The organism is Natranaeroarchaeum sulfidigenes (assembly GCF_017094485.1).
Lineage (GTDB): Archaea > Halobacteriota > Halobacteria > Halobacteriales > Natronoarchaeaceae > Natranaeroarchaeum > Natranaeroarchaeum sulfidigenes.
Genome location: NZ_CP064786.1, coordinates 2,433,297 through 2,456,672, shown reverse-complemented (window position 1 = coordinate 2,456,672; position 23,376 = coordinate 2,433,297). Strand labels below are relative to the sequence as shown.

Annotated in this window: 25 protein-coding genes; 14 read left to right on the top strand and 11 right to left on the bottom strand. The window is 63.1% G+C overall.

Annotated features, from left to right (window positions below; genetic code table 11):
* The first annotated feature begins 5 nt into the window (after positions 1-5).
* The 7 genes from AArcS_RS12750 (at position 6) to AArcS_RS12720 (ending at position 7,937) form a co-directional block, all read left to right on the top strand.
* On the top strand, positions 6-1,955 hold the full coding sequence (locus AArcS_RS12750; RefSeq protein WP_238477800.1) for an ATPase, T2SS/T4P/T4SS family: 1,950 nt from the start codon (positions 6-8) through the stop codon (positions 1,953-1,955).
* Entirely contained in the window at positions 1,955-3,661 is a 1,707-nt protein-coding gene (locus tag AArcS_RS12745) for a type II secretion system protein (protein ID WP_238477799.1), read from the top strand. The genes AArcS_RS12750 and AArcS_RS12745 overlap by 1 nt, the downstream gene beginning before the upstream one ends.
* A gap of 41 nt (positions 3,662-3,702) precedes the next feature.
* Positions 3,703-4,131 (top strand): DUF7283 family protein, encoded by a 429-nt coding sequence (locus AArcS_RS12740; RefSeq protein ID WP_238477798.1) that lies wholly within the window; start codon positions 3,703-3,705, stop codon positions 4,129-4,131.
* A gap of 48 nt (positions 4,132-4,179) precedes the next feature.
* Complete coding sequence (locus tag AArcS_RS12735) at positions 4,180-4,608, top strand: DUF5791 family protein (RefSeq protein ID WP_238477797.1); 429 nt, start codon at positions 4,180-4,182, stop codon at positions 4,606-4,608.
* 65 nt (positions 4,609-4,673) lie between these two features.
* On the top strand, positions 4,674-5,561 hold the full coding sequence (locus tag AArcS_RS12730) for an SDR family oxidoreductase (RefSeq protein ID WP_238477796.1): 888 nt from the start codon (positions 4,674-4,676) through the stop codon (positions 5,559-5,561).
* 96 nt (positions 5,562-5,657) lie between these two features.
* A complete protein-coding gene (locus AArcS_RS12725) occupies positions 5,658-6,815 on the top strand; it encodes a DHH family phosphoesterase (protein ID WP_238477795.1) in 1,158 nt (385 codons plus the stop codon).
* Between the two features lie 33 nt (positions 6,816-6,848).
* Entirely contained in the window at positions 6,849-7,937 is a 1,089-nt protein-coding gene (locus tag AArcS_RS12720; RefSeq protein ID WP_238477794.1) for an aldo/keto reductase, read from the top strand.
* On the opposite strand, the gene AArcS_RS12715 is transcribed toward AArcS_RS12720, so the two are convergent.
* Positions 7,938-8,108 (bottom strand): HVO_0758 family zinc finger protein, encoded by a 171-nt coding sequence (locus AArcS_RS12715; RefSeq protein ID WP_238477793.1) that lies wholly within the window; start codon positions 8,106-8,108, stop codon positions 7,938-7,940.
* A 118-nt stretch (positions 8,109-8,226) separates the two neighbouring features.
* Between AArcS_RS12715 and AArcS_RS12710 the strand changes: the two genes are divergently transcribed.
* The 3 genes from AArcS_RS12710 (at position 8,227) to AArcS_RS12700 (ending at position 10,522) form a co-directional block, all read left to right on the top strand.
* Complete coding sequence (locus AArcS_RS12710; RefSeq protein ID WP_238480011.1) at positions 8,227-9,339, top strand: glycosyltransferase family protein; 1,113 nt, start codon at positions 8,227-8,229, stop codon at positions 9,337-9,339.
* Positions 9,340-9,408: 69 nt separating this feature from the next.
* Positions 9,409-9,882 (top strand): DUF7109 family protein, encoded by a 474-nt coding sequence (locus tag AArcS_RS12705; protein WP_238477792.1) that lies wholly within the window; start codon positions 9,409-9,411, stop codon positions 9,880-9,882.
* A 55-nt stretch (positions 9,883-9,937) separates the two neighbouring features.
* Positions 9,938-10,522: an NUDIX hydrolase gene (locus tag AArcS_RS12700; RefSeq protein WP_238477791.1), complete on the top strand. Its 585-nt coding sequence runs from the start codon at positions 9,938-9,940 to the stop codon at positions 10,520-10,522.
* Between the two features lie 3 nt (positions 10,523-10,525).
* On the opposite strand, the gene AArcS_RS12695 is transcribed toward AArcS_RS12700, so the two are convergent.
* A complete protein-coding gene (locus AArcS_RS12695) occupies positions 10,526-11,254 on the bottom strand; it encodes a DUF8528 domain-containing protein (RefSeq protein WP_238477790.1) in 729 nt (242 codons plus the stop codon).
* A gap of 220 nt (positions 11,255-11,474) precedes the next feature.
* Here AArcS_RS12695 and AArcS_RS12690 point away from each other — a divergent pair, with 220 nt between their 5' ends.
* On the top strand, positions 11,475-11,618 hold the full coding sequence (locus AArcS_RS12690) for a DUF2080 family transposase-associated protein (protein ID WP_238477789.1): 144 nt from the start codon (positions 11,475-11,477) through the stop codon (positions 11,616-11,618).
* Positions 11,619-12,848 carry an RNA-guided endonuclease InsQ/TnpB family protein gene (locus AArcS_RS12685; protein WP_238477788.1) on the top strand — a complete coding sequence of 410 codons (1,230 nt, stop codon included), beginning with the start codon at positions 11,619-11,621 and terminating at the stop codon, positions 12,846-12,848. It begins immediately after the preceding gene.
* Positions 12,849-12,861: 13 nt separating this feature from the next.
* On the opposite strand, the gene AArcS_RS12680 is transcribed toward AArcS_RS12685, so the two are convergent.
* The 7 genes from AArcS_RS12680 to AArcS_RS12650 all read right to left on the bottom strand — a co-directional run bounded on the left by AArcS_RS12680 (position 12,862) and on the right by AArcS_RS12650 (position 20,289).
* Positions 12,862-13,932 (bottom strand): two-component system sensor histidine kinase NtrB, encoded by a 1,071-nt coding sequence (locus AArcS_RS12680; protein ID WP_238477787.1) that lies wholly within the window; start codon positions 13,930-13,932, stop codon positions 12,862-12,864.
* Positions 13,933-14,002: 70 nt separating this feature from the next.
* Positions 14,003-16,054, bottom strand: coding sequence for a DEAD/DEAH box helicase (locus tag AArcS_RS12675; protein WP_238477786.1), 2,052 nt, complete (start codon positions 16,052-16,054; stop codon positions 14,003-14,005).
* Positions 16,055-16,075: 21 nt separating this feature from the next.
* Positions 16,076-16,726 (bottom strand): 2-phospho-L-lactate guanylyltransferase, encoded by a 651-nt coding sequence (gene cofC, locus AArcS_RS12670; RefSeq protein ID WP_238477785.1) that lies wholly within the window; start codon positions 16,724-16,726, stop codon positions 16,076-16,078.
* 45 nt (positions 16,727-16,771) lie between these two features.
* Positions 16,772-17,575 (bottom strand): hypothetical protein, encoded by an 804-nt coding sequence (locus tag AArcS_RS12665; protein WP_238477784.1) that lies wholly within the window; start codon positions 17,573-17,575, stop codon positions 16,772-16,774.
* Entirely contained in the window at positions 17,553-18,734 is a 1,182-nt protein-coding gene (locus tag AArcS_RS12660; RefSeq protein WP_238480010.1) for a tubulin/FtsZ family protein, read from the bottom strand. The genes AArcS_RS12665 and AArcS_RS12660 overlap by 23 nt, the downstream gene beginning before the upstream one ends.
* A gap of 217 nt (positions 18,735-18,951) precedes the next feature.
* Positions 18,952-19,839, bottom strand: a complete 888-nt coding sequence (locus AArcS_RS12655) for a complex I NDUFA9 subunit family protein (RefSeq protein WP_238477783.1) — start codon at positions 19,837-19,839, stop codon at positions 18,952-18,954.
* A 57-nt stretch (positions 19,840-19,896) separates the two neighbouring features.
* Positions 19,897-20,289 carry a hypothetical protein gene (locus tag AArcS_RS12650; protein WP_238477782.1) on the bottom strand — a complete coding sequence of 131 codons (393 nt, stop codon included), beginning with the start codon at positions 20,287-20,289 and terminating at the stop codon, positions 19,897-19,899.
* Between the two features lie 88 nt (positions 20,290-20,377).
* Between AArcS_RS12650 and tmk the strand changes: the two genes are divergently transcribed.
* Positions 20,378-20,977, top strand: a complete 600-nt coding sequence (gene tmk / locus AArcS_RS12645; protein ID WP_238477781.1) for a dTMP kinase — start codon at positions 20,378-20,380, stop codon at positions 20,975-20,977.
* Between the two features lie 3 nt (positions 20,978-20,980).
* On the opposite strand, the gene AArcS_RS12640 is transcribed toward tmk, so the two are convergent.
* Positions 20,981-21,145, bottom strand: a complete 165-nt coding sequence (locus AArcS_RS12640) for a hypothetical protein (protein ID WP_238477780.1) — start codon at positions 21,143-21,145, stop codon at positions 20,981-20,983.
* 92 nt (positions 21,146-21,237) lie between these two features.
* Between AArcS_RS12640 and AArcS_RS12635 the strand changes: the two genes are divergently transcribed.
* Positions 21,238-22,506: a tRNA(Ile)(2)-agmatinylcytidine synthase gene (locus AArcS_RS12635; RefSeq protein ID WP_238477779.1), complete on the top strand. Its 1,269-nt coding sequence runs from the start codon at positions 21,238-21,240 to the stop codon at positions 22,504-22,506.
* 10 nt (positions 22,507-22,516) lie between these two features.
* Here the strand turns inward: AArcS_RS12635 and AArcS_RS12630 are convergent, their stop codons facing one another.
* Positions 22,517-23,350 carry a phosphatase PAP2 family protein gene (locus AArcS_RS12630; protein ID WP_238477778.1) on the bottom strand — a complete coding sequence of 278 codons (834 nt, stop codon included), beginning with the start codon at positions 23,348-23,350 and terminating at the stop codon, positions 22,517-22,519.
* Positions 23,351-23,376: the final 26 nt, after the last annotated feature.

Sequence of the window (23,376 nt, the reverse complement as noted above, 5' to 3'; positions counted from 1 at the left end):
GACAGATGAATCTCGGATCGGCCGCTTCGGAAATACTCGACCGGCTTCGTGACGACGACTGTACCGGGCGACCCCACGACTGTCAGTGCCAACCGTCTTTTCAGGACGACCGACTCGTGCTCGACGCCACTGACTGTCCGGAGAACGGGCGCCTCGGCGAGAGCGACGGCTGCCGGAGTGTGGTGGTCGACGCACTCACCAGACGAGATGTCGAGATGGTCGTGACCCGCTCCGATGGCCTTGACCGGATCTACGACGGCCGTGCCGCTGCACTGCTGGTAGCTGCTGGCCGATTCGTCGAGCAGGTCGCTGTCCACGATGCCGAACTCGCCAATACCGCTCGATCGGATCCGATCGATGCGTGTCGGAGTGCAACAGCGCGTACGCCGCCTGTCTCCCGAGTTGCGGCCGAAACCGGACTCGCGAGCGTCGCCGAGTCTGTCGAAGGCTACGAGACGGCGCTTCGACCGGCGCTTCGGTCAACGGTCGCCCGTGCACGCGTGGCGGCGCGACCACCGGCGAATACGGCACTCGTCGAAACGAGATCGCTCGGTACAGAAAGCACGGCCCGGATCTACCGCGATAGATCGACCGGCACCCGGACGTACCAGCTGGAACCGGCGATTACCGAGTTATCCCCGGCTGGAATCCGTCAGCTGGCGGACGCATACGACCGGCTGGCTTCGGGAGCGATCGAGGGAGGTGACAGAGCGCCGGGTCGTGCGGTTCGAGCAGTCTGTGATAGCGACGACGAGATCGCACTGCTCTCCCGGATCCTCGCCAAACACACCCGGGAGTTCGGCGTCGTGACGGACCTGCTATCCGATGATTCCGTGTCGGACGTGTTCGTCACGACGCCGGTCGAATCGACGCCGGTCCGAGTGCTGTACGACGGTGACCGGTTGGCGACGAACGTCCGGCTCACCGAAGAAGGGGCTGCCGCCTTCGCCTCACGATTCCGTCGGTCGAGTGGCCGCGCCTTCTCTCGTGCCAGTCCGACGCTCGCGGCGACGACAGCCGCGGGAGAGTCGGCTGGAAGCGTCCGTGTTGCGGGCGTTACGGATCCCGTCAGCGACGGCACGGGCTTTGTCTTCCGGGATCACGGTGACGGGGCGCTGACGCTCCCGGCACTCGTCGAGAACGGAACGCTCCCTGCGGATGCGGCCGCCCTGTTATCAGTCGCTGTTCGACGCTCGGGGGCGGGACTGATCGCTGGAACCCGGGGTGCTGGCAAGACGACGACGCTCGGCGCGCTCCTGTGGGAACTGCCAGCTGGCACGCGAACCGTGGTTATCGAAGACACACCCGAGCTACCGGTCGAACAGTTACAGGAGACCGGTCGGGACGTTCAGGCGCTCGAAACCGCGGTCGACGTCGAGGACGGGCCGGGGATCTCACCAGCCGAGGCGCTCAGAACCGCCCTGCGGCTCGGCGAGGGGGCACTCGTCCTCGGCGAAGTCCGTGGTGAGGAAGCCCGCGTGCTCTACGAGGCGATGCGGGTCGGCGCGAGCGGCAGCGCCGTCCTCGGGACGATCCACGGCGACGGCGGCGAGTCCGTCCGGGAGCGGGTCATCTCCGATCTGGATGTCCCCGAGTCGTCGTTTGCCGTCACCGAGTTCGTCGCGACGCTCGAACCGTATCAGGGGCCGGACGGCCGGGCGCGACGGGTCCGATCGATCGAGGAACTCCTCGTCACCGACGAGGGGGTGACGTTTGCGCCACTGTACGAACTCGACGGGAGTGATCTGGTCACGACGGGGCGAATCGGACGCGGAGAGAGTCGACTGGTCGATAGCCTCGCGCGATCCGACGAGTCCTACGCCGACGTCCGGGGTCTGCTCGGTCACTGGCAACGTGTTTTCGAGCGCCTCGCCGACAGCGGCCGGACGCGACCGCAGGCCGTCGCCGATGCCTACGCCCGGCAATCCCGACCACGTGAGAGAGGGAATGCGTGATGCTGGCTCGACTCGTCGAGGGGCTCGCGCGGCTGTATCCGGCTCCCGTCTCGACGAGCGAGGAGCTGCGGCGCTCGCTGTCGTTTCTCGACGAGCCGGTTGCGCCCGAGACTGTTATCAGGGCGGGTTTTGGCGCTGCCCTGGTCCTCGCCTGTCTCCTGATGCCGGTCGGAATCGTGTTTACAGACGTGCCTGTGTCGGTGGTAGTGTTTGGTTCCGCCACGGCAGCGCTCGTCTGTACACACCTGATTCACAGCGGCCCGGAGCTACTGGCCTCGGCGCGACGGTCGCTCGCGCTTGGTGCCGCGCCGGGGATCGTGGGCCGCGCGGTGCTCCGGATGCGGATCACGCCGACTACGGAGTCCGCTGCGAGTTTCGCTGCGTCGGCGGGCGATGGACCGCTGGCCGAGAGCCTGTCCGAACACGTTCGCCGGGCGCGGGGGCGATCCGATTCGGGATTCGAATCGTTCGCCGCCGAGTGGGACGACTGGTTCCCGGAACTCGGGCGGGCGGTGACCCTGGTTGGGACGGCGGCGGACGCCCAGCCCGAAGAGCGACCGCGTTCGCTCGATCGGGCGCTCAGAACGGTACTCGACGGAACCCGCGACCGGATGGCCGCGTTCGCAAACGAGATTCAGGGGCCAGCAACCGGACTGTACGCCTTCGGCGTGCTGTTACCGCTCGCGCTGATTGCCGTCCTCCCGGCGGCGGCGACCGCAGGCGTCCCCGTTACGCAGACTATGCTCGTGGTCGTCTACTGTCTGATCCTGCCGGGCGTCGTCCTACTCGGTTCGGTATGGCTTCTGTTGCGTCGGCCGGTCGCATTTCCGCCCCCAACCGTCGATCGGTCACATCCAGACATCGATGGTGAGTGGTGGAAACCGGCGTTCGTAGCCCTCGGGACGTGTCTCGGTATTGCCACCGTCGGAACGGCGTTGCTCCCCGCGTGGTCGGTGCCGCTGGCCGCAATTGCCACCGGGGTCGGTGTCGGTCTATTTGCCTGGTTTCGCCCGGTCGTCCGCGTGCGAAACCACGCCCGCGCGGTTGAGGCGGGGCTCGTCGACGCACTGTACCTGATCGGTCGCGAGGTAGGAACGGGAACGGCGGTCGAGACCGCCATCGGCCGGACAGGGGATAGACTCGACGACGAGACTGGAGACGTGCTCTCCGAGGCGGTTCGACGTCAGCGGCAGCTACGGATCGACGTTCGGACGGCATTTCTCGGCGAGCACGGTGCGGTTGCGGAGATACCGAGTCCACGCGTTCAGAGTACGGCGACATTGCTTGCGCTGGCCGCACGAGAGGGCCGTCCAACAGGGAGTGCAATCGTCTCGATGGCCTCCCATCTGGAGGAGCTTCGGACCGTCGAGACGGACGCGAAACGACAACTCGGACGGATCACCGGGACGCTCCGCAGCACAGCAACGATCTTTGGGCCGCTCGTCGCTGGTATCACCGTTTCCCTCGCGGGTGAGATGGGTAGGCTGGATGCCACGAGTACCGAAACGGCGGCCGTTCCAGTCAGCGTGCTGGGACCGATTGTCGGAACCTACGTGGTGCTTCTAACGCTGATCCTGACCTCGCTTGCGGTCGGTCTGGAGAACGGTCTCGATCGGCCGCTGGTCGGCTATCGTGTCGGGGGGGCGCTGGTATGCTCGGTCTGGGTATTCATGGCTGCGTATATCGCAGGCGGATTGTTCGTCTGAGCGTCCACGAGTTTATACACGAACGGGCGGCGACAGGAGGTATGGTCGAACTCATGGATACTCTCGGGCGCGACACAGCAACACAGGTGAGCGGAGGTTCAGGTGCGAGCGTGGGCGGCGTCGCTGCTGCTGTCGACGTGGTCGCCACGAGCCCGCAAGTGTCGGCGGGAACGTACGCGCTGTCCGCTGATGCGATCAGAATCGGTCCCGACGGGGTGGCGCTCAGACGAGACGGCACGGTAACGAACGAGTGCTTCGCCGACATCGTTACGCCCGTGTGCCATGGAACGCTCCTCTGGGAGCTACTGCGCGGTGCACGGCCGGATCACCTGTTCGAGACGGTGGATGGATTCGAGCGTGCGATCGACACGGCGCGAAGCCGGCAACGCGAGTGGCGTACCGACGTGGACACGATCCGTATTCGACCGGTCCGGTGGCGGGGTCTCGAGGCGACGCTTGTCGGCACCTGATCGGGACAAGGGACAACCGCTATGTACGCCGCGCCGCACGAGTTCGGTATGCTTCAGGATCAGCGCGTGGACGTAGATGGCCTCTCGGTCGACGGGCTACGGGCAGAGTACGACGAGGAGCTCCGGGCCGTGATCGATGGGCACGGTCCCGAGACCGTCGCTGCTGAATCGGACGTCGATGTTGGGACGGTTTCAGCGATTGCAGATGGGGAGTCCCCGCCGCTCTCGCTTTCGGACGCGGCGGCGATCCTCGCACTCGGCGAGGAGTATCCAGACGCCGAAACCATCGAGACGATGGCGTGTGAGCATCTGCTGCTCGGCATGTCGATGGCCGTGCTGGACGTCGACGCGCTGGCGAGCGAGGTAAGACTCGATCTCTCGGCAAAGGAGATCCAGCAGAAGCTCGAACGGCGTGCGGCGATGGATCTGGCGGAGTTCGTCGCCATCGAGTACGCGATCGCTGACCGACAGTATTGAGGTTGGGCCGCTGCAACACTTGTGTCGATATACGGAGTTAACACGCCAGCGTGCGAACGACGGGTATGCGCGTTGGGATTCTCGGATGTGGCTACGTCGGGATCGAACTCGGTCGACAGTTGAGTGCGTCAGGCCACGAGGCCGTCGGTGTCAGGCGCTCCGACGAGGGTATCGAGGCGATCGAAGCGGCGGGGGTCGACGCCGTACAGGCGGATATCACCGACGCTGACGAACTGAGTGTGGTTCCCGATGTCGACGCCATCGTCTTCGCGGCGAGTTCCGGTGGCCGAGGAGCGGCCGCCGCCCGTCAGATCTACGTCGATGGACTGCACCGGGCGATAGAGTCCTTCGGGACGCGCGAAAACCCGCCGGACAGGCTGATCTACACGTCCAGTACCGGTGTCTATGGGGACCACGGCGGCGACTGGGTGGATGAAACGACGCCGCTGGATCCGACCACTGAGAAGACGCGGGTGCTCGCGGAGGCCGAGCGTATCGCGACGGAGGTCGCGGCCGAGTACGGTATCGACGGAACGGTGGCGCGGTATGCCGGCCTGTACGGTCCGGAGCGATACCGGCTTAACCGGTACATCGAGGGGCCAGTGACGGAGGGATATCTGAACATGGTCCATCGTGAGGACGCTGCCGGAGCTGTCGCACACATTCTCCGAACGCGCCCGGCTGCAGACACATTCGTCGTCGTTGACGACGAACCGGTCTCGAAGTGGGAGTTTGCGGACTGGCTGGCTGCCGAGTGTGGACGAGACGAACCGCCAAAACGGACGAAAGCGGAGCGACTCGACGATCCTGGACTGTCCGAGGCCGCGCGGCGACGTATTCTGACCAGCAAGCGGTGCTCGAACGAACTCCTTCGCTCGTCCGGGTACGAGTTCGCGTACCCGACCTATCGTGAGGGATATCGTGCTGCGATCGAGGCGTATCAGTCGGACTGATCCGGGCTGGAGCGCCGCTGGACTCGCCACCTGAAACGTCCCCGTACATATACGCTTTGGCGAAGTTTCATAGCCGGTGGGGGTCTCACAACGAGTATGCGGTACGCTGTCGTCAGTCGTGGGGTCGTCGACGACGCACTCCGCGCCGTCGACATCGACGGGACGCTTCTTGTTGGCGGTGCCATCGTAGTGGCATTGCTTGGCGCGCTCTGGCTGACGATCCGCTGGCTTCGCCGGACGCCCGGTCTCCGGTTCCAGCGATTACTGAGCCAGTACGATACTGTCGACGTGCTGATGCACCCGAATCCGGATCCGGATGCGATGTCCGCCGCACTGGCGGTCTCGTTTCTCGCTGATACTGTCGACACCGACACACGATTGTTGTTTGCAGGGCAGATCAGACATCAGGAGAACCGGGCGTTTCGGACGGTCCTCGACGTCGAGATGATACGGATTGACTCTGCGGCTGATGTAGACGGAGACGGACTCGTACTCGTCGATCACAACCGCCCGCGCGGGTTTTCGGGCGCGGAGGGGCTCTCGCCTGACGCGCTGATCGACCACCATCCCGGCGGCGGCGAGGCCGAGTCGTTCACCGATGCCCGGACGAACTACGGGGCCTGCGCGACGATTCTGGCCGAGTATCTCGAGGCGATCGACGCGCGACCGGCAGCCGACGAGGAGGATATCGATCTCCCGATTCCCTGGGAAGTGTCGACCGGACTACTGTATGGTATCCAGTCGGACACGAACCATCTCACCAAAGGCTGTTCTTCGGCGGAGTTTCAGGCGGCATCGTTCCTGTACCCCGGCATCGACGAGGACGCACTCGACCGGATCGCCAACCCGGAGGTGAGCGCGGAGACGCTGGATATCAAGGCACGGGCGATCCGGGAACGGCGGGTCGACGGCTCGTTCGCCGTCGCGGACGTAGGCGAGGTGTCGAACGTCGATGCGATCCCCCAGGCGGCGGATGAACTGCTCACGCTAGAGGGCGTGACGGCAGTCGTCGTCTACGGCAGGCGGGAGGGCGAGCTCAGCCTGTCGGGACGCTCTCGCGACGACCGCGTTCATATGGGTGATGTACTCTCGGCAGTCACCGAGGATATCCCGATGGCGAGCGCTGGCGGGCATGCACGCATGGGAGGTGGACAGATCTCGATTGCCCACATGGAGGGGATCGGCCCATCGGATGGCCTCACGGAAGAGCAGTTCACCGATCGTCTGTTCAATGCACTGGCAGGCGACATCTAGCGCCTTTTTCGGTCCGAAGCCCGAACGTCCTCTATGGCAACCAGTACTGGCACGTGGTCCTACCGAGACCGGTTTCACGAGGACTTTGGCCGGACGTACTTCCGGCGCTACGGCGATGAGCTCGTGTCGTCGATCGGGATCGGAACCTACCTCGGGGAGCCAACCGACGTCGTCGACGAGGGGTACTACGAGGCGATCCGGGCGGCGCTAGAAGGTGGAATCAACGTCGTCGATACGGCGATCAACTACCGCTGCCAGCGGAGCGAGCGTGTGGTTGGCCGGGCGCTTGCGGACGCCGACGTGGGCCGCGATGAGGTCGTCGTCGCGACGAAAGGCGGCTTTATCCCTTTTGACGAGGATCGGCCCGAGGATCCCAGCCAGTACGTCCTCGACGAGTACGTCGGGACCGATATCGTCCCACGAGACTCGCTGGTTGGCGGGCACCACTCTCTCCATCCCGACTTCCTTGACGACCAGCTAGATCGATCACTGTCGAATCTAGACGTCGAGACGATCGACCTGTACTACGTCCACAACCCAGAAACACAGCTGTCGGAGCGATCGAGGGGGGCCGTCTACGATCAGCTAGAAGCCGCCTTCGAACGGCTAGAAGAACGCGCCGCGGCGGGTGATATCGCCCACTACGGCGTCGCGTCGTGGGAGTGTTTTCGGGTGCAGGCCGACCACGACCGCTACCTGTCGTTGCCCGAGGTGATCTCACGGGCACGGTCGGCCGCAGCGACGGTCGGCAACGCGGCGACGCATCTCCGTGCGATTCAGCTCCCGTTCAACGTGGTGATGGCCGACGCGTTCACCGTCGAGGCCCACGACTCACAGGACGGTTCCCAAAGTGCTCTCTGGTTCGCCCACGAGGCCGGACTGGACGTCTTTACGAGCGCGAGTATCGCACAGGGGGACTTAGCACGGGAGCTCCCGGCCGCGGTCGCGGCCCGCTTAGAGGGTGAAACAGCGGCCCAGCGTGCGATCAACTTCGCCCGAAGTGCCCCCGGCGTGACATCCTCGCTCGTGGGAGCGAGTTCCGCTGGACACGTCGAGGAGAACCTCGCCGCTGGCGAGTACGATCCGCTCGGGGCCGAGGCGTTCGACGGGGTCTTCGAGTGACTATCGAAGCTCTTTCCATCGGCCACCACAGTCCGGACAGACGCGAACGGAGCCGATCTGATCGGGATCGTTCTCCGTTTTGAGGTTCTCCTCACAGTCCCCACAGACGATTCGCTCGTACGTATCTTTCTCCAGGGTTCCGTCTCGTAACGCCTTGCGGACTGATTTCATACTATATGTAGATACAACCAACCGGCAAAAGTACTGGGGCCACTCCGATGGAACGGTCGGTCCGGAAACGACGACCGGAAGCGCCGAGGTTTTGACCGTGCGGACCAACTACGTCACGATGGAGTACGTTCAGGAGCGGATCGCCACGGTGCACGACTTCACCAACCCCGTTCCGTCGGCCCCGACGGACAGCACCGCTGTCGTCGTTCCGATGACCCACCGCGAGTACGGTGTACCCGCGGCGGAACGAGTCCTCTCGACACTGGCGAGGGTCGATCCGGCGACGGTCGTGGTGCCGCTCAGAGCACCACCAGACCGTGTCGACTCGTTTCGGGAGTGGCTCGACGGCTTTGACGTCGACACCGAACTGCTCTGGTGCAACAGCGAACCGGTCGAATCGTTGCTCGCACGGAGCGGCGTCCCGACCGACCGCGGAAAAGGGCGTGACGTGTGGCTGGCGCTGGGCGTGGCCGCACCGGACCACGAGTATATCACCGTCCACGACGCCGACGCGACGACCTACTCCGCAGCACACGTGCCACGTCTGCTCGCGCCGCTAGCTCACGAGTACTCGTTCTCGAAGGGCTACTACGCCAGAATCGAGGACGAGCGCCTGTACGGGCGGCTGTTTCGCCTGTTTGTCGCGCCGCTCATCCGGGTCCTCAGTGATCGACATCAGGCCCCAGTATTACGCTATCTCGATAGCTTCCGATACGCGCTGGCTGGCGAGTTCGCCATGACGGCGGAGCTCGCACGGTCGATCCGGGCACAGCCGAGCTGGGGGCTGGAGATTGGCACGCTCGGAGAAGCCTTTGATTACTGTGGGTTCGAGGGCACTGCACAGGTCGATCTCGGCTTCCACGAGCACGACCATCGGGCGGTCGGTGGCGAGACCGGGCTCGCCGACATGGCCGACCACGTCGGCAATGCGCTGTTTCGCGTGCTCGACGATCACGGTCTCGATGTGGAGTACGGGTCGCTCCCATCCGCGTACCGGCGGACGGCCAACCGACTGGTAAAGCAGTACGCGCTCGACGCCTCGATGAACGGGTTGGAGTTCGACGCCCCGGCAGAGCGCGAACAGGTCGAGGCCTATGGCGCCGCCGTGACGCCACCAGGGGAAGATGAGCGGCTGCCCGCCTGGAAGGATGTCTCGCTGTCGCCCGCCGACCTCGAACGTGCGGCCGTCCGCGCACTCGACGGTCCATCCCTGACGTCGGGCGAGGACTGACGCTGTCGGCACCGGAACGTTTGCGAACGCACGGAAACGACTATTTATATGGGGGACAGGTCATCGACTATGACCGCAACACTCGACGACCTCGCGGGCGTCGTCGACCTCTTCGACGGGCTGACACGCGCCGAACTGGTACAGGCACTCGTCGAACTCGGCGCACGACGCGGGGCCACACCTGATGACGATGCGATCGACGCCGCGATCCAGCGGGCTCTCGACGAATACTACCTGATCCGCTACGAGACCGCAGATCCCTCCTTGCTCGTTGCCGGACCCGCCGCGTTTCCGACGCTCCCCGAGCACGCGGAGGATCTGCCTCACATCATGGACGTTCCGGATCGGTCTCCGGATCGTGACGACCTCGGAACCGTCGCCGCAGAACGGCTCCGATCTGATGCCGATGCCGCGATCGAGGCCAGCGATGCGGAGCGCATCGAGACGCTGATCGACGTCAGTTACGACATCGAGGCGTGGGCCCCTGTCGATCTCGGCGAGATTCGGGGACGACTCGACGAGCACGCACCGACGGGCGAGTAGCGATCGGATTCTGAAACGCTATACATCCGGAGGTCGTAGCAGGGTGTACCGACCGATGGATCTCGATCTGGAACGGGTCGCGGCGTACGACCCCCGCGCGATCACCGACGAGCGCCACGATGCCGCGGTCCTCGTCCCGGTGATCGATCGGGACGGCGAGAGCCATCTCCTGTTTACGAAACGCGCCGACCATCTCGGCGAGCATCCCGGTCAGATGAGCTTTCCCGGCGGCGGACGCGAACCGAGGGACGCCGACAGCCACGAGACTGCACTCCGGGAGGCAAACGAGGAGATTGCCCTTGACCCGGCAGACGCGGGAATCGTCGGCCGTCTCGATGATATCCGGACAATCACCGAGTACGCGGTCACGCCGGTCGTCGCACGCGTCCCCGACCGTCAGTACGTCCCTGACGAATCGGAGGTCGCCGAGATCGTGGTGCTACCAGTCTCAGGGCTCCTCGACCCGGACAATTACGAGTTCGAAGCGCGTGATCACCCCCACTACGGCGAGATCGTGATCCACTACTTCCACGTCGACGGCTACACCGTCTGGGGCGCGACCGGTCGGATCGTCGTCGACTTTCTCGAGCGGACGACCGACTGGCGTGCGCCGGAGCGGATCGACCGGGACATCGCGTGACTGTTACTCTGAGTTCGGTTTTTGCAGTAGCCCATCGTGTTCATCGAGTTCGTCGCGATAGATCGCATACTCGATCACGCGTTCGCACTCCGCGGGTGAGACGTCGTACGCCGAACTCGCAAGCGTCTCGAACTCCGAGCGGTCGACCGGGAACTCACGATTCTGGAGCAGGCGGACCACCCGGTTGTACGTCTCCGTCTCTGGCCGTTCCGGAGCGTCGGGATCGGCATCGTCAGTGTCACGTGTCTCGCGCGTGTTCACTTCAGCATCTGCGGACGCGGTCGAATTGGTGGAGGCGGACTGCTTTCCTGATTGTTCGTCCGAGTTCTCGGCCTGTTCGTCGTCGTGCGCCCCGTCGGCTGGCTCTACTTTGATCCCATCGTCGAACGCGTCCCTTCCGGGGGCTGGATCACCACCCGTTTTTTCGGGCCGCTCGTCCGGCGTACTCTCGGTTGTCCGGGTCGGAGTGGCGCTCCGACTGTCGGCTCCCGATTCCGCCTGTGCGTCGTCCTCTTCAGTGATCGGTTCGAGCGTCACCGCCGCGTTTTCCTCGGTCGTATCAAGCCGTCGGACGGTCGGCTCGAGCACCTTTTCGAGCTTCCCCTTGCAGGACGGACACAAGGACGCGATCGGTCCATGCTTGTTGCCCACCGCGGCCGGGACCACGTCGTATTCGGCAACCGGAGCGTCGACGGCGACACCGCAGAAGTAACATGCATCAAACTCGGTCATATCCGGACGTGGTGTGAGAGCATCAAGAAACTCCCGGTCGCTTTACCTAAAATCAGGCGCTAAGGCCCCGTCCTCAAGGAGCAACGCAGGGAGCGAAGCGACCGGGTAGCGCAGTAGGGCGGGGATACAGCGCCGTCATCGTCTCACATACACCCTGCAACGACCGGCCCACAGGCCCACCGACACGTTTATCAGTCCCGACAATGTATCTACATCGTACATGGAACAGTTCACAATCAACGGCCACGAAGTCGTGGACGGCGACGTGAAAGCCACTGGCAACGGCGCTCACGTCTACGTCCCGAAACGCTGGCGTGGCGCGGACGTGAAAGTCATCCGTACTTCTGACCCCGACGACGAATAGATGAACTACAACTACAGGTATCGACTAAACCCGTCCGACGACCTCCGCGAGCGATTAGCGTGGACTGTCGATACCTGTAGGCAGGTCTACAACCATTTTCTCCACCGTCTCAACCGCCACGACGATACGTCGTCGTACTCCGAGCAGAAGCGTCTGCCGGACCTGAAAGACTGGTGGACTGACCTGCCAGACGTTCACTCGAAGGTATTGCAGAAAGTCGTCCAGCGATTGTACGACAACCTCTCGACGCTCAACGGCCGGAAGCAGAACGGTTACAGCGTCGGGGAGTTGAAGTGGAAAGCACCGGGCGAGTACCAATCGTTCACCTACAGTCAGTCCGGCTTCAAACTCAAAAACACGAGTGGTCGGACCCGACTGTGGCTCTCGAAGATTGGTGACATTCCCATCAATTTCCACCGCGACCTGCCCGACGACGCCACCATTAAGACCGTCACAGTCAAACGCGACCCCACCGGCAAGTGGTACGCCATCCTTGGCGTCGAAACTCCCGACAACCCGCCCAAGAAGCCCGACGAGGTGACTGACGCTGTTGGTATCGACGTGGGTATCCTAAAATACGTCCACGACAGCGACGGGATTGCCGTCGAGTCGCCTGACCTTTCCGATGAACGCGAGCGGTTAGAACGCGCTCAACGTAACCTCTCGCGGAAGGAACACGGCTCGAATAATTGGGAGGAACAGCGCAAGACGGTCGCTCGACGCCATGCTGACCTGAAGCGCAAGCGTCGAGACTTCTTGCACAAACTCTCGGCGTACTACGCCCGCGAGTATGACCTTGTGGCCGTCGAGGACTTGGACGCGAAGGGGCTGGTCGAACTTCCGGGCAACTCTCGGAACCGCGCCGGGGCCTCATGGGGGACGTTCCTGCGACTGCTCAAATACAAGTGCGAGCGGGAAGGAACGTACTTCGTCGCCGTGGACCCCCGAGGCACGACCAAAGAGTGCGCGTCATGTGGCGTCGAGACGGACAAGCCGTTGTGGGTACGCGAGCATTCGTGTCCGTCGTGTGGGTTCGAGGCAGACAGAGACGCGAATGCGTCGTGGAATATCCTTTCTCGCGGTCTCGAACAAGTAGGGACGGGCTGTCCCGAATCAACGCCTGTGGAGACTGCGCTCCCTACGGACATCGATTCGGTGTCTGCAAAGCGCGTCGTGGAAGCAGGAAGCCCCACCCTCAAGGAGCGAACCGCATTAGCGGTGAGCGAGTAGGGTGGGGAGGAAGTCACTCCTCGTCGATCCCGGTGAACTCGAATCGTGCGCCGCCATCGGTGCCCGTACCGACGGATATCTCCCAGCCGTGGCCCTCGGCGACGCTCTTGACGATGTAGAGGCCGAGGCCGGTCCCGAGTTCTTCCGTCGACATTCCGGGACTGAAAATCTCGTCAGTGAGGTCAGCATCGATGCCGGGACCAGAGTCCTCGACGTACCATCCCCCCTCGATCCGTCCGACCCGGACAGTGACGTCCTCGCCGCCGTGCTGGATCGCATTCCGGAACAGGTTTTCGAGTAACTGCACCAGCCGGTCGTAGTCCGCACGGATCCTGCCGGTGGAGTCGACCACGAGCGTTGCGTCGGCAGTCTCCGTCGTCTCCCAGGCATCTTCGGCGACTCCCGCGAAATCGAGTAACTCTTGCTTTCCGACCTGATTCCCGGTGCGGGCGAGCCACAGCAGGTCGTCGATGATCCGTTCCATCCGATCGAGGGAGCGTTCGACCTCCACGAGCTCGTCGACTGCCTCGGTATCGGTCTCCTGAGCGAGCTCTACATAGGCGCTTGCGACCCCAAGCGGGTTACGCAGGTCGTGTGAGACGACCGATGCGAAGCTTTCGAGGCGTTCGTTCTTTTCCTGTAGCCGTCGTTCTCGCTCCTTGCGTTCCGTTACGTCGGTGAAAATACCGGTGAAAAACCGCTCTCCGTTGTATTCGTGCTCGCGGAGACTGACCGAAACGACGAGCTCGTGACCAGCCCTGTGCTGTGCCGGTAGTTCGACGCCATCCCAGTCGATATGTCGCTCGCCGGTTCGTAGATACGCTTCTAACCCAGCTCGATGGTCCTCACGATGACGTTCAGGAATAATCGTCATCTTCGAGCTTCCAACCAGTTCGTCAGGGGCATAGCCAAGAATCCCTTCGATAGCCGGGTTTGCGAACACGATGTTGCTGTCCTCGTCGATCGTGAGGATACCTTCTGACGTGTTCGCAAGCAGGGTTCGGTAGAATTCGGTGTCGTCATCGATGATCGAGGAATCGACGATGAACTCGTCGGTATCTCCGTCCCCTACTGGGTCTGTCACAGTATTGAATTCGACCCAGACGTAGAATAATCTTCGGGGTCGGGGTGTGACTGCGGTCAAACAGGGTGGTCTAGAACTGGTCCTGCAGCTCGATCTCGGCCACGATATCGTAGGGATCCTTGCCCTTGCGGATCGCATCGAGCATGACGAAGGCATCGTTCGGCGACAGGAAGTGCGTCGTCACTGCCCTGCCCAGCGCCGTCGGCTCGAAGCCGTCGATAAACTCGTACTGGAGTAGCTTACCGACCGCGTGTTTGGTCGGCACGTCACCGAGCATCCGGGCATTGAGTCGTTTGGTGGCTTTGCCCGCGACGGTGATGTTCGCCAGGGTCTCCTCGACGGCGGCGCGTTCGTCGTAGACCGTCTGCACCGATTCCATCTCGCCTTTCAGGAGCTTGAATGCGACCTCGTCCTCGCTCATCTCCATGCTGGAGTGATAGGACGTGTCGGGCTCGACCAGCACGTAGACAGTGCCTTTGTCGTGGTAGTCGGGCCGTCCAGCCCGGCCGAGCATCTGGTGGAACTCCTGTACCGAGAGCCACTCGATCCCCATCGCGAGCGTGTCGAAAATCACCTGTGAGGCGGGGAAGTCCACACCGGCTGCCAGTGCTGCCGTCGTCACTACTGCAGCGAGATCCTGATTCCCGAACTTCCGCTCGACGGATTTGCGCTGTCCGTAATCGAGCCCGGCGTGGTAGGCCGCCGACTCGTACTCCAGTTTGCGGCTGATCTCGTGACAGCGTCGCCGCGAGTTGGTGAAAATGATCGTCTGCCCGCGATACCCCTTCGAGGATTTCGAGTCGAACTCGCGTTTGACCAGTTTGTTCTCCAGTCTGGTCTTTTCGCGCTGGTCGGCGAAGGTGACGTGGCGTTCGATCGGAACGGGTCGCTCCTCGAACTCGACGAGGTTCGCACGCAGTCCCTGTGCGAGTTCGCGGGGGTTTCCGACGGTCGCCGAGAGGTAGATCCACTGAGCGCCGCTGTACCCCGAACGGGACTTCGAACGCTGCTCACAGTAGTACTTGAGCCGCGAGATCATCCCGTCCAGGCGGTGGCCTCGTTCGTCCTCTTTGAGTGTGTGCACCTCGTCGATGACGACGGTACCGATATCGCCCAGATCTCGTCCGGTCCGGAGCGCGTGGTCGATCCCCTCGTACGTGCCGACGATGACGTCGGCGCTGGGATCGAACCGACTGCCGTTATCCCGGACCCGGCTCGCACCGACGCGGATCGTCACGTCGACGAGGTCGCCGTACTCGTCCTCGAAATCCTCGTGTTTCTGATTGGCGAGCGCGACCAGCGGTACGAGAAAGAGCATCTTGCCCTTGCCGTTGAGCACGCGGTCGAGCCCGGTCATCTCGCCGACGAGTGTCTTCCCAGTTGCCGTCGCACTCACGACGAGCTGGTCGTCGCCTTCCAGCAGGCCGTTCTCGATTGCGAGGCTCTGGACTGGCAGGAGCGTCTCGAACCGGTCCTCCAGAAGCCCCTGTACGCCGGGATGGAGGTTCAGCGAGTCAACACGAACCCGATCTATCTCGTCGGTCGTTGCGCTGATCTCGTCGAACTTGGTCAGATCCGGATCGAGATGGCCCTTGAGGAGGTTCGTGATCCGTTCGAGATCCTGGACGTCCAGCAGGAGCTCTTCGAGTCGCTCCTGAGCGGCGCTCGTGACCTCGCCCTGATAGGAGAGTTCGCGTTCGAGCTCGATTTTCGCGCAGGCCGGACAGACGTATTCATCGTCCTTTTTGATCGCCGTCTCGCTCTTCAGCGGCGAGTACCGACCATCGGAGGCACAGAGCCGACACGTGCGGACGACCTTGGCCGAGAGCTGGTAGCCGTCGAGCGCCTCTCGGAGGCGGTCTCGATGCTCCGGGGCGGTCTGTTCGGAGATACGAATCCTGTTGGCCCGGCGTGCGATATCGACGAATTCGTCCGGGCTGCGTGGCTCCTCGCTGGAGCCGTCCTTGATACGAAAGCGGCCGGGGCGGGGGCCCGCGGAGGTCTCCTTGAGGTCGAGTCGGGCGCGGAACAGTCGCTCGCCGTCGCGTCGAACGGTGACGAAGTAGTCGTCGTTCGACTCGTGGAGGAACAGCGTGTCGACCTGCGGGACCTGCCGTGACACACGCCACAGTACCCATCCCGCCTATTTGAGACGTTCGGAATCCGAGCCGTCGGTGCGCTGGACGGTGACCCGTCCCCCGGTCTCCGCGAGGCGGAATCCGGCCGCGTCGAGCCAGTCGGCGGCATGCCCCTCGCCGTGCAGGAGGAGTTCGACCAGGTCGCTTCGCTCGTCGACGTCCGTGGCAAGACGATGTGAGTCGAACGCGGTGAACTCGGCACCGATCCGGGCTGCGATCTCGCGGTGGTCACGGAAGGAGACACCGTGGTAGTCGACCCGGAACTCGGGATGACGTATCACGAGAGCGTTCGTCCCGCCGCCCCGCCCCGGGACTGCAACGACCTCCTCATCGACGTCGACCAGCCGTCGGAGGTCGATTGGTCGTGCCAGTGCGAGATCGGCCATCACGACGGCGACCGGTTCGTCAGCGCCCGCAAGCACGTCATTGATCGCGGGCGAGAGCGGGCGGTCGTCGACGGCGACCGGGACACTGAAATCCCGCTCGTCCGCCAGCGGTGCCGTCGCCAGTAGCTCCGGCTCTTCACCGCTTTCCCGAACCGCTTCCAGCACGTCCTCGAGCATCGCGTACGCGAACTCGGCCCGCTCTCGTCGGTCGAACACGTCCGAAAGGCGCGTTTTGGGCTCGGCCGCGTCGAACGGGACGAGTACACGCATAGCTATGGGTCGACGTCGGGCAAAAAAGGGCGTTGCGAATTCGGACTAGCCGAGTTTGTCGTAGTCGTCGCCTTGCTGGCGCTTGTAAAGCAGGAAACCGAGTCCGGCGACGAGCAGCAGACCGACCAGACCGACGCCACCGTAGAGGAGCAAGTCGCGCTGTTCGGCGCTCGATTGTGCGTCCTCGGCTTCGGACTGTGCCTGCTCGGCGTTGCTGATCGCGCTCTCGAAGTTACCGTCGTTGTAGAAGTCGATGGCGTTCTGGAGATCGCTTTCGGCTCGGTCGACATCAGCGCCGCTGTCGCGAGCCTCATCGATGGCCGCGCTCGCGTCGTCGATCGCGGTGCGAGCCTCCGAGCTGTTGGCGGTGTAGTGGTGGGTCGACCACGAACCGATATCCTCGGTTGCACCGTCATCACTACGGACCTGCGTGAGGTTCATCGCGGTGAACTCCTGTCGTGGCTCGTAGCTGTACTGTTCGACTTCGGGGACCTCACCGGTCAGGCTCACTTCGATCTGGCGTGGCTCTTCGTCGAGGCTCCGGTCGATACCGTCCTGTCGAATCTCTTGTCCATCGATCTGGTGTTCGTCGATCTGGGTGTCACCGTCGTAGTACGTAATCGTCCAGGTGACGTTGTTCAACTCGGTCTCCCCGTCGACTGCCCACTCGTCGTAGTCGTCGTAGAGATCATCGATCTCGACAGTCGCGCTCATCTCCGACTCGACCTCAGCCTCATCGGGGACGTCCTCACTGGTGACAGTAACGGCTCCTGCGAGACCGACCGTGGCGAGCAGGAGACAGCCGACGACGAGCAGGGTAGTAAGCTTAGAATAACGGTTCAAGTTCATCTTCGTCATCTTCGACAAGGCTTTCTAAGTTCTCTTCGCTTTCCGACCGGATGTCCTCGATGTTGTCCTGTGCCTCGATGGCGACCTGCTGGAGCTCCTTGATCCGGGGGACGTTCGAGACGCCCGCAAGCAGGATGACGCTGGCGACGAAGTTCGACTCGGGGACTGGGTAGTCGCCACCGCGAACCTCCATGCTACCGGTCTGCTCTTCGAGCCACTTGCGCCCGCGCTCGATCCCTTTCCGGTTGAGATGCTGTGGTGGGCCGCTCAGCACGAGCAGTGCACGCTCGCTCCCTTCGATTTCGCAGGGAAGCGTGAGTCGGCCGAGCGCGGCCTTGCGGACGAGACTGGTAATTCGGTTCGTCGTGTGGGCCGTGTCGATCTCCGGTTCGTCACCGCCCGTGAACCGCGAGAGTAGACCCCCGTCGTCGCTGCCGGTTTTGTCGACCTCTTCGCGAGCGTATCCCACCGTCGAGACGCCGCCGCCAGAGAGCGTATTGATGATCTCGCTGGAGTCGACGACGCTTTCGGCGACCTCGTCGCCCTGATTGATCTCGCCTGCGCCAAAGAGGATTCCGAAGCGACGGACGATCTCATCGTTGATTTCGGCGTAGCCGCTCTCGACGGACTCGCCGGACTGTCGCCACGAGTCGTTGTCAAAGACCATCAGGTTGTCCACTTCGCGAACGAACGTCTGGAACGAGCGCGCGGCGTTGAGTGTGTATATTCCACCTTCGTCGCTGCCCGGCAGTACACCCAGTCCGTACACGGGCTCGGTGTAGATGCGCTTGAGATGCTTCGCGAGCACGGGCGCACCGCCGCTTCCCGTACCGCCACCCATCCCGGCGACGATCAGGAACGCGTCGACCTCGTGGACGGGGATTGCGTCGATCGCACCCTGTACCTCGTCGATATCTTCCTCCGCGATCTCGGCCCCAAGTTCGTTGTCCGCGCCGACGCCGTGGCCTTTAACGCGAGACTGGCCGATCAGTACGCGGTTCTCCTGGGGGATCCGATCTAGCCCCATCAGATCCGCCTTGGCGGTGTTTACCGCCACTGCGGATCGAACGATCCCGCTGCCGGTCCGATCGTCGTATTCGAGGAATTTATCGACGATCTTCCCGCCTGCCTGTCCAAAACCGATCATCGCCAGTTTCATAATTCGTATCCGGGTCTCCGTTGGCATGAGAACAGAGGTAATAGGAATATAAGCCTTGTGATGGTGCGAATAAGCTGAACCTATTCGGTAGCTCAAAACCGCAAGACGTGAGTTAGTTCCATCGGTAATTGTTGATGGGTAGAAAGGAACTACTCACGGGACGGTAGCGGGTGTTTAAGATCTGTTATACCATTGGGGTAAAAAAGAAGTGCTGGCGTTAGGACAGTCCTAAGTACTGTTGAAGCGTCGTAAGGGAGCTGGGATCAGCACCGAAAGCGGTGACGCCGTTGTCCGTCGTGGTGTTATCCAGGCGGAGTGAGCGCGCCTGATCCGGCCCCATCGGTATGAATGGGACCGGACCCGCGAGGGTTAGCCCGAATTTTGCAAGCGCCATCGGCATGGGGACGATTTGGGCTGACTTCCCTTTTGCCTCGTACGCAAGACGTGTCACCTCCGCAAGCGTCAGCACTTCCGGTCCCCCGATCTCGTAGGTGTTGCCCGTATGTTCGTCGTCCTCGACTGCATCGGCGAGCATCGGTACCAGATCGTCTACGTGGATCGGCTGGAACCGGGTCTTGCCGCCGCCGGGTAGTACCTTGAATAGCGGTCCGGGTGTGAGTTTGCGCGCGAACGGAACGAACTCTCCGCCGTCACCGAACACGACGGACGGCTGGAAGATCACCGAGTTGACCCCCGCCTCCCGCACCGCTTCCTCGGCAAGCCCCTTCGCGCGGATGTATTCGGTCAGTCCGTCAGGGTCAGCACCCAGTGCGCTCATGTGGACCAATCGCTCGACGCCGTGTTCTTCCATTGCCCGTAGCACGTTTTCGGTTCCACCGTAGTGGACCGTCATGTGTGTTACTCCTTTCGGCGGCTGAAACAGCGGCGAGAGCGCGACGAGATTGACCACCGCATCCTGCCCCTCGAACGCGCCCTCGATCGAATCGTAGGCCGAGAGATCGCCAACAGCCGTCTCGACGCCCTCCGGTAACTCACTCGCATCGGGATCGCGAGAGAGGGCCGTAACATCGTGGTCACGTTCGACGAGTTCCGTACACAGGTTCCGACCGATAAATCCGGTTCCGCCCGCAACAAGGACATTCATGCTTCGAGAGTGGGGTTGATCGCCGATAAATGTACCGTGAAACTGAGGGATTGGTTCTTATTCTTCGCCGTCTGTCTCCCCACGTGTACTGAGTGCCAGCAGGATGCACAGAATTCCAAACACGCGTGTCGCGGGAACGACCCATGGCTTCCACTCGCAGCGATCTGGATCGGTGTAGACCAGCCGCGCGCCGACATCGACGTACCGTCGAGGCACGAGTGCGGCTGGCCCACACAGGAATGCGAACAGTTTACGAACCCGACCGTGTGGATCGCCGCGGCGTGCGAGCAGTAGCCAGACCAGCGCTTCGAGTCGAGCCATCGGGATCGTCCACGCGCGCAGTTCGGTGTCGTCCGGGTTTTCGAGGGCGATCCGCTCGGCGGCCTCGATAACCCGGCCGGGGACGAGCAGTTCGATGACGCCAACAAGGGCCAGGAGTCTTCGGGCCATACTTCAGTTACACCAGCAGATGAGAAAAATGCGACCCCTGCGGCCGGACTCCGATAGACAATTGACCGGTCGGGGCAAACCAGGTGGTATGCTGGTGACGCTGGAAGGGATCGACGGGAGCGGAAAGACGACAGTCTGGGAATCGCTACACGAGGAGTTCCCGGATGCCGTATTCACCCGCGAGCCGACGGAGACGTGGTACGGCGAGGCGGTCAACCGCTCGATCGGTGACGACGACGCCGATCCGCTCGCAGAGCTGTTCCTCTACACGGCCGACCATGCGGCTCATCTCGCGGAGACCGTCCAGCCTGCTCTGGATCGTGGCGACCTCGTGATCTCCGATCGCTACTCCGACTCGCGGTACGCCTATCAGGGCGCGACACTGGCGGATGTCCTCGACGAGCCGATGCAGTACGTTCAGGACGTCCACGAGCCGTTTACCGTCCGTCCAGACGTTACGCTCTACTTCGATATCGATCCCGAGACCGCCGCCAGGCGAAGTGGCAAGACCAACAAGTTCGAGCAGGATGCCTACCTCTCCCGCGTCCGGGAGAACTACGAACGGCTGATCGAGGACGATCCCGATCGCTTCGTCCGGATCGATGCCACGGAACCGCCGGAGACCGTCCTGACACGCGTGACATCAGTCCTCGACCGGAGCGTGGACGATCGCAGTCGACTGGAGTAACGATCAGGAGGGATGCTGGTGTCGGATTCGCTCGGCGATCTGTCCCGGTACCGGCGTCTCACAGTCCCTGCACTTCCAGATCGGGTAGACGTCGCCGTCCTCTTTCCTGAGATCCTGCTTGTACTGCAACGTCGCACCGCAGACACACCTGTGGGTCGCGGGCGTCATAGCCGTACAAACGACGTACAGCCGAATAAACGCCTCGCCGCCGGATCCTGGAGTCGCAAGATTCGTTGTGATCGCGCACTGACCGGGAGCAAATGACGGTCATCGGGCTCGACGACACCGATTCGCGCGAGCAGGGGATGTGTACGACGTACGCCGCGAGTCGGATCGCCGACGAAATCAGTGCTGCAGCCGGAGCAGTGACCCGCGTCCTGCTGATTCGCCTCAACCCCGCGGTCCAGCACAAGACCCGCGGGAACGCCGCGCTCGCGATCCACACGGATCTCGGAGCCGATCGAGCCTTCGAGGTCGCTCGTGAGTTCGTGGCCGACTCCGCCGTGACCGATGATCCTCGCACGAGCCCGGGGGTCGTCGTCGCTGACGGGACTCCTGACGCCGTGCCTGACGATATCGCCGCCTTCGCACGGGATGCGATGTCCCGACACCACGATCTCGCCGATGCCGAGGCGCTGATCGACGCCCACGGCTACCGAAGCGTCGGGTGGGATGGCGGACGGGGACGAATCGGCGCGCTCGCGGCGATCGGGGCGTGGCGAGCACACGACGACTGGACATACGAGTATATTTCCTACCGCGAGCTGCCGCGTCGCGGAACGCCGCGGGATATCGACCTCGATACCGTCTTCGCGGCTGCAGACGACTACTACCCCGAGGCGTGGGATACCGTCGACCGTATCGAGGGGCAGGCGGTCTGTGTCCCGCACACGCCGGGGCCGATCCTCCACGGGATCCGTGGCGACGACGCGGACGCAGTCCGGGGCCTTGCCGAGCACATCCAGGGAGAGCCTGTCGAGTCAGCGCGGCTCTTTCACACCAATCAGGGTACAGACGTCCACCTGATCGACGGCAAACTCGGTGACCTCACGGACGGATACGCCTACCGTGTTGACGGGACGGTCGTTGACCCGCCCGAAACCCGTGAGGGCGGCCACGTTTTCCTGACGGTTGGGGACGGGGACGCCAGCCGACAATGTGCGGCCTTTGAACCGACGAAACGATTTCGAGACCGTGTCCGAGCGCTCCGGGCCGGCGATCAAGTGACGGTCTGTGGTGAGGTGAGCGGCGGCACGCTCAAACTGGAGAAGTTCGCGGTGCGTTCCCTCGAAACCACCGAGCTTGTGACGCCAACCTGTCCCGACTGCGAGCGTCGAATGGAGAGCGCAGGTGCGGGACAGGGCTATCGCTGTCGGGACTGCAAGACCAGTTCGGATGGGAAAGTCGAGCGCCGGATCGAACGCGATCTCGAACCGGGCTGGTATGAGGTTCCGCCATGTGCGCGCCGCCACATTGCGAAACCGCTCGTGCGGGGTGGGTTCGACGCACCGATACATCCCGAGCGGTGATCGAACACGGCTAGCCGAGCGCGATTGTATGGACGCCGAACGCGAGGAGACCGAACGCAACCTGGGCGGCAATGACGGCACCAAAGGCGGTCTTAAACACGGTCGGGGGGAGCGAACGAACGGTTGCACTCGGTGGCTTCCAGCCGTGTCGTACTACTACCTCCCACCAGCCCAGCAGCGTCACCGACGCGGTCACGATGAGCACGTCCTTCGGATTGATGGGGTCGACGAGCAGGTTCACCAGCAGACCCAGACCTGCAAAGCAGACGCCGATCAGGACTGCGAGTGTCGCCCGCCGGTCGGGATGCCGACCGAGGATACGGCCAGCACCGAGTATTAGCAGTTGTGCCAGCGCCGCGCCTACGATCACGTCTACGAGATAGTGGACACCGAGTGTGATCCGTGTCGCGCCGACGAGCGCGACGAGACCGACTGCGGCGGTGTATCGCCGTCGTCGCGTACTGACCGGGAGGTACTCGGCGAGCAGAAAGTACACGACGGTCCCGGTCATCGCGTGCCCGCTCGGGAACCCCGGGCCGCTGTTGACCACCGCATACTGGAAGACCGGCTGCAGGAGCTCCGGGAGCGACTCGACGGCCACCAGCGGTTGCTCGGGTCGCGGGAGTCGATACGCGTCTTTGATCGCCCGCCAGATCGCCGTGCTAGCGATCAGCAGTCCACCGATCACCACCGCATCCTCCCGGTCGTGAAACAGATAGACGCCCGCCAGAACGAATCCGGCGAACCAGAGGGCACCGAGCTGCGTGAGGAGGGCGACCACCATCGCGAGGGATTCAGGGACCAACGACTGGAACAGGTCGACTGCACCGACGTCACGCTGCATGCGTTAGAACACTCACATGATTGCAG

Excerpts from the sequence above, each read along its gene's own strand:
- AArcS_RS12750 (WP_238477800.1), top strand. The coding sequence starts at position 6 with ATGAATCTCGGATCGGCCGCTTCGGAAATACTCGACCGGCTTCGTGAC.
- AArcS_RS12745 (WP_238477799.1), top strand. The coding sequence starts at position 1,955 with ATGCTGGCTCGACTCGTCGAGGGGCTCGCGCGGCTGTATCCGGCTCCC.
- AArcS_RS12740 (WP_238477798.1), top strand. The coding sequence starts at position 3,703 with ATGGTCGAACTCATGGATACTCTCGGGCGCGACACAGCAACACAGGTG.
- AArcS_RS12735 (WP_238477797.1), top strand. The coding sequence starts at position 4,180 with ATGCTTCAGGATCAGCGCGTGGACGTAGATGGCCTCTCGGTCGACGGG.
- AArcS_RS12730 (WP_238477796.1), top strand. The coding sequence starts at position 4,674 with ATGCGCGTTGGGATTCTCGGATGTGGCTACGTCGGGATCGAACTCGGT.
- AArcS_RS12725 (WP_238477795.1), top strand. The coding sequence starts at position 5,658 with ATGCGGTACGCTGTCGTCAGTCGTGGGGTCGTCGACGACGCACTCCGC.
- AArcS_RS12720 (WP_238477794.1), top strand. The coding sequence starts at position 6,849 with ATGGCAACCAGTACTGGCACGTGGTCCTACCGAGACCGGTTTCACGAG.
- AArcS_RS12715 (WP_238477793.1), bottom strand. The coding sequence starts at position 8,108 with ATGAAATCAGTCCGCAAGGCGTTACGAGACGGAACCCTGGAGAAAGAT.
- AArcS_RS12710 (WP_238480011.1), top strand. The coding sequence starts at position 8,227 with ATGGAGTACGTTCAGGAGCGGATCGCCACGGTGCACGACTTCACCAAC.
- AArcS_RS12705 (WP_238477792.1), top strand. The coding sequence starts at position 9,409 with ATGACCGCAACACTCGACGACCTCGCGGGCGTCGTCGACCTCTTCGAC.
- AArcS_RS12700 (WP_238477791.1), top strand. The coding sequence starts at position 9,938 with ATGGATCTCGATCTGGAACGGGTCGCGGCGTACGACCCCCGCGCGATC.
- AArcS_RS12695 (WP_238477790.1), bottom strand. The coding sequence starts at position 11,254 with ATGACCGAGTTTGATGCATGTTACTTCTGCGGTGTCGCCGTCGACGCT.
- AArcS_RS12690 (WP_238477789.1), top strand. The coding sequence starts at position 11,475 with ATGGAACAGTTCACAATCAACGGCCACGAAGTCGTGGACGGCGACGTG.
- AArcS_RS12685 (WP_238477788.1), top strand. The coding sequence starts at position 11,619 with ATGAACTACAACTACAGGTATCGACTAAACCCGTCCGACGACCTCCGC.
- cofC (WP_238477785.1), bottom strand. The coding sequence starts at position 16,726 with ATGCGTGTACTCGTCCCGTTCGACGCGGCCGAGCCCAAAACGCGCCTT.
- AArcS_RS12665 (WP_238477784.1), bottom strand. The coding sequence starts at position 17,575 with ATGAACTTGAACCGTTATTCTAAGCTTACTACCCTGCTCGTCGTCGGC.
- AArcS_RS12660 (WP_238480010.1), bottom strand. The coding sequence starts at position 18,734 with ATGAAACTGGCGATGATCGGTTTTGGACAGGCAGGCGGGAAGATCGTC.
- AArcS_RS12655 (WP_238477783.1), bottom strand. The coding sequence starts at position 19,839 with ATGAATGTCCTTGTTGCGGGCGGAACCGGATTTATCGGTCGGAACCTG.
- AArcS_RS12650 (WP_238477782.1), bottom strand. The coding sequence starts at position 20,289 with ATGGCCCGAAGACTCCTGGCCCTTGTTGGCGTCATCGAACTGCTCGTC.
- tmk (WP_238477781.1), top strand. The coding sequence starts at position 20,378 with ATGCTGGTGACGCTGGAAGGGATCGACGGGAGCGGAAAGACGACAGTC.
- AArcS_RS12640 (WP_238477780.1), bottom strand. The coding sequence starts at position 21,145 with ATGACGCCCGCGACCCACAGGTGTGTCTGCGGTGCGACGTTGCAGTAC.
- AArcS_RS12635 (WP_238477779.1), top strand. The coding sequence starts at position 21,238 with ATGACGGTCATCGGGCTCGACGACACCGATTCGCGCGAGCAGGGGATG.
- AArcS_RS12630 (WP_238477778.1), bottom strand. The coding sequence starts at position 23,350 with ATGCAGCGTGACGTCGGTGCAGTCGACCTGTTCCAGTCGTTGGTCCCT.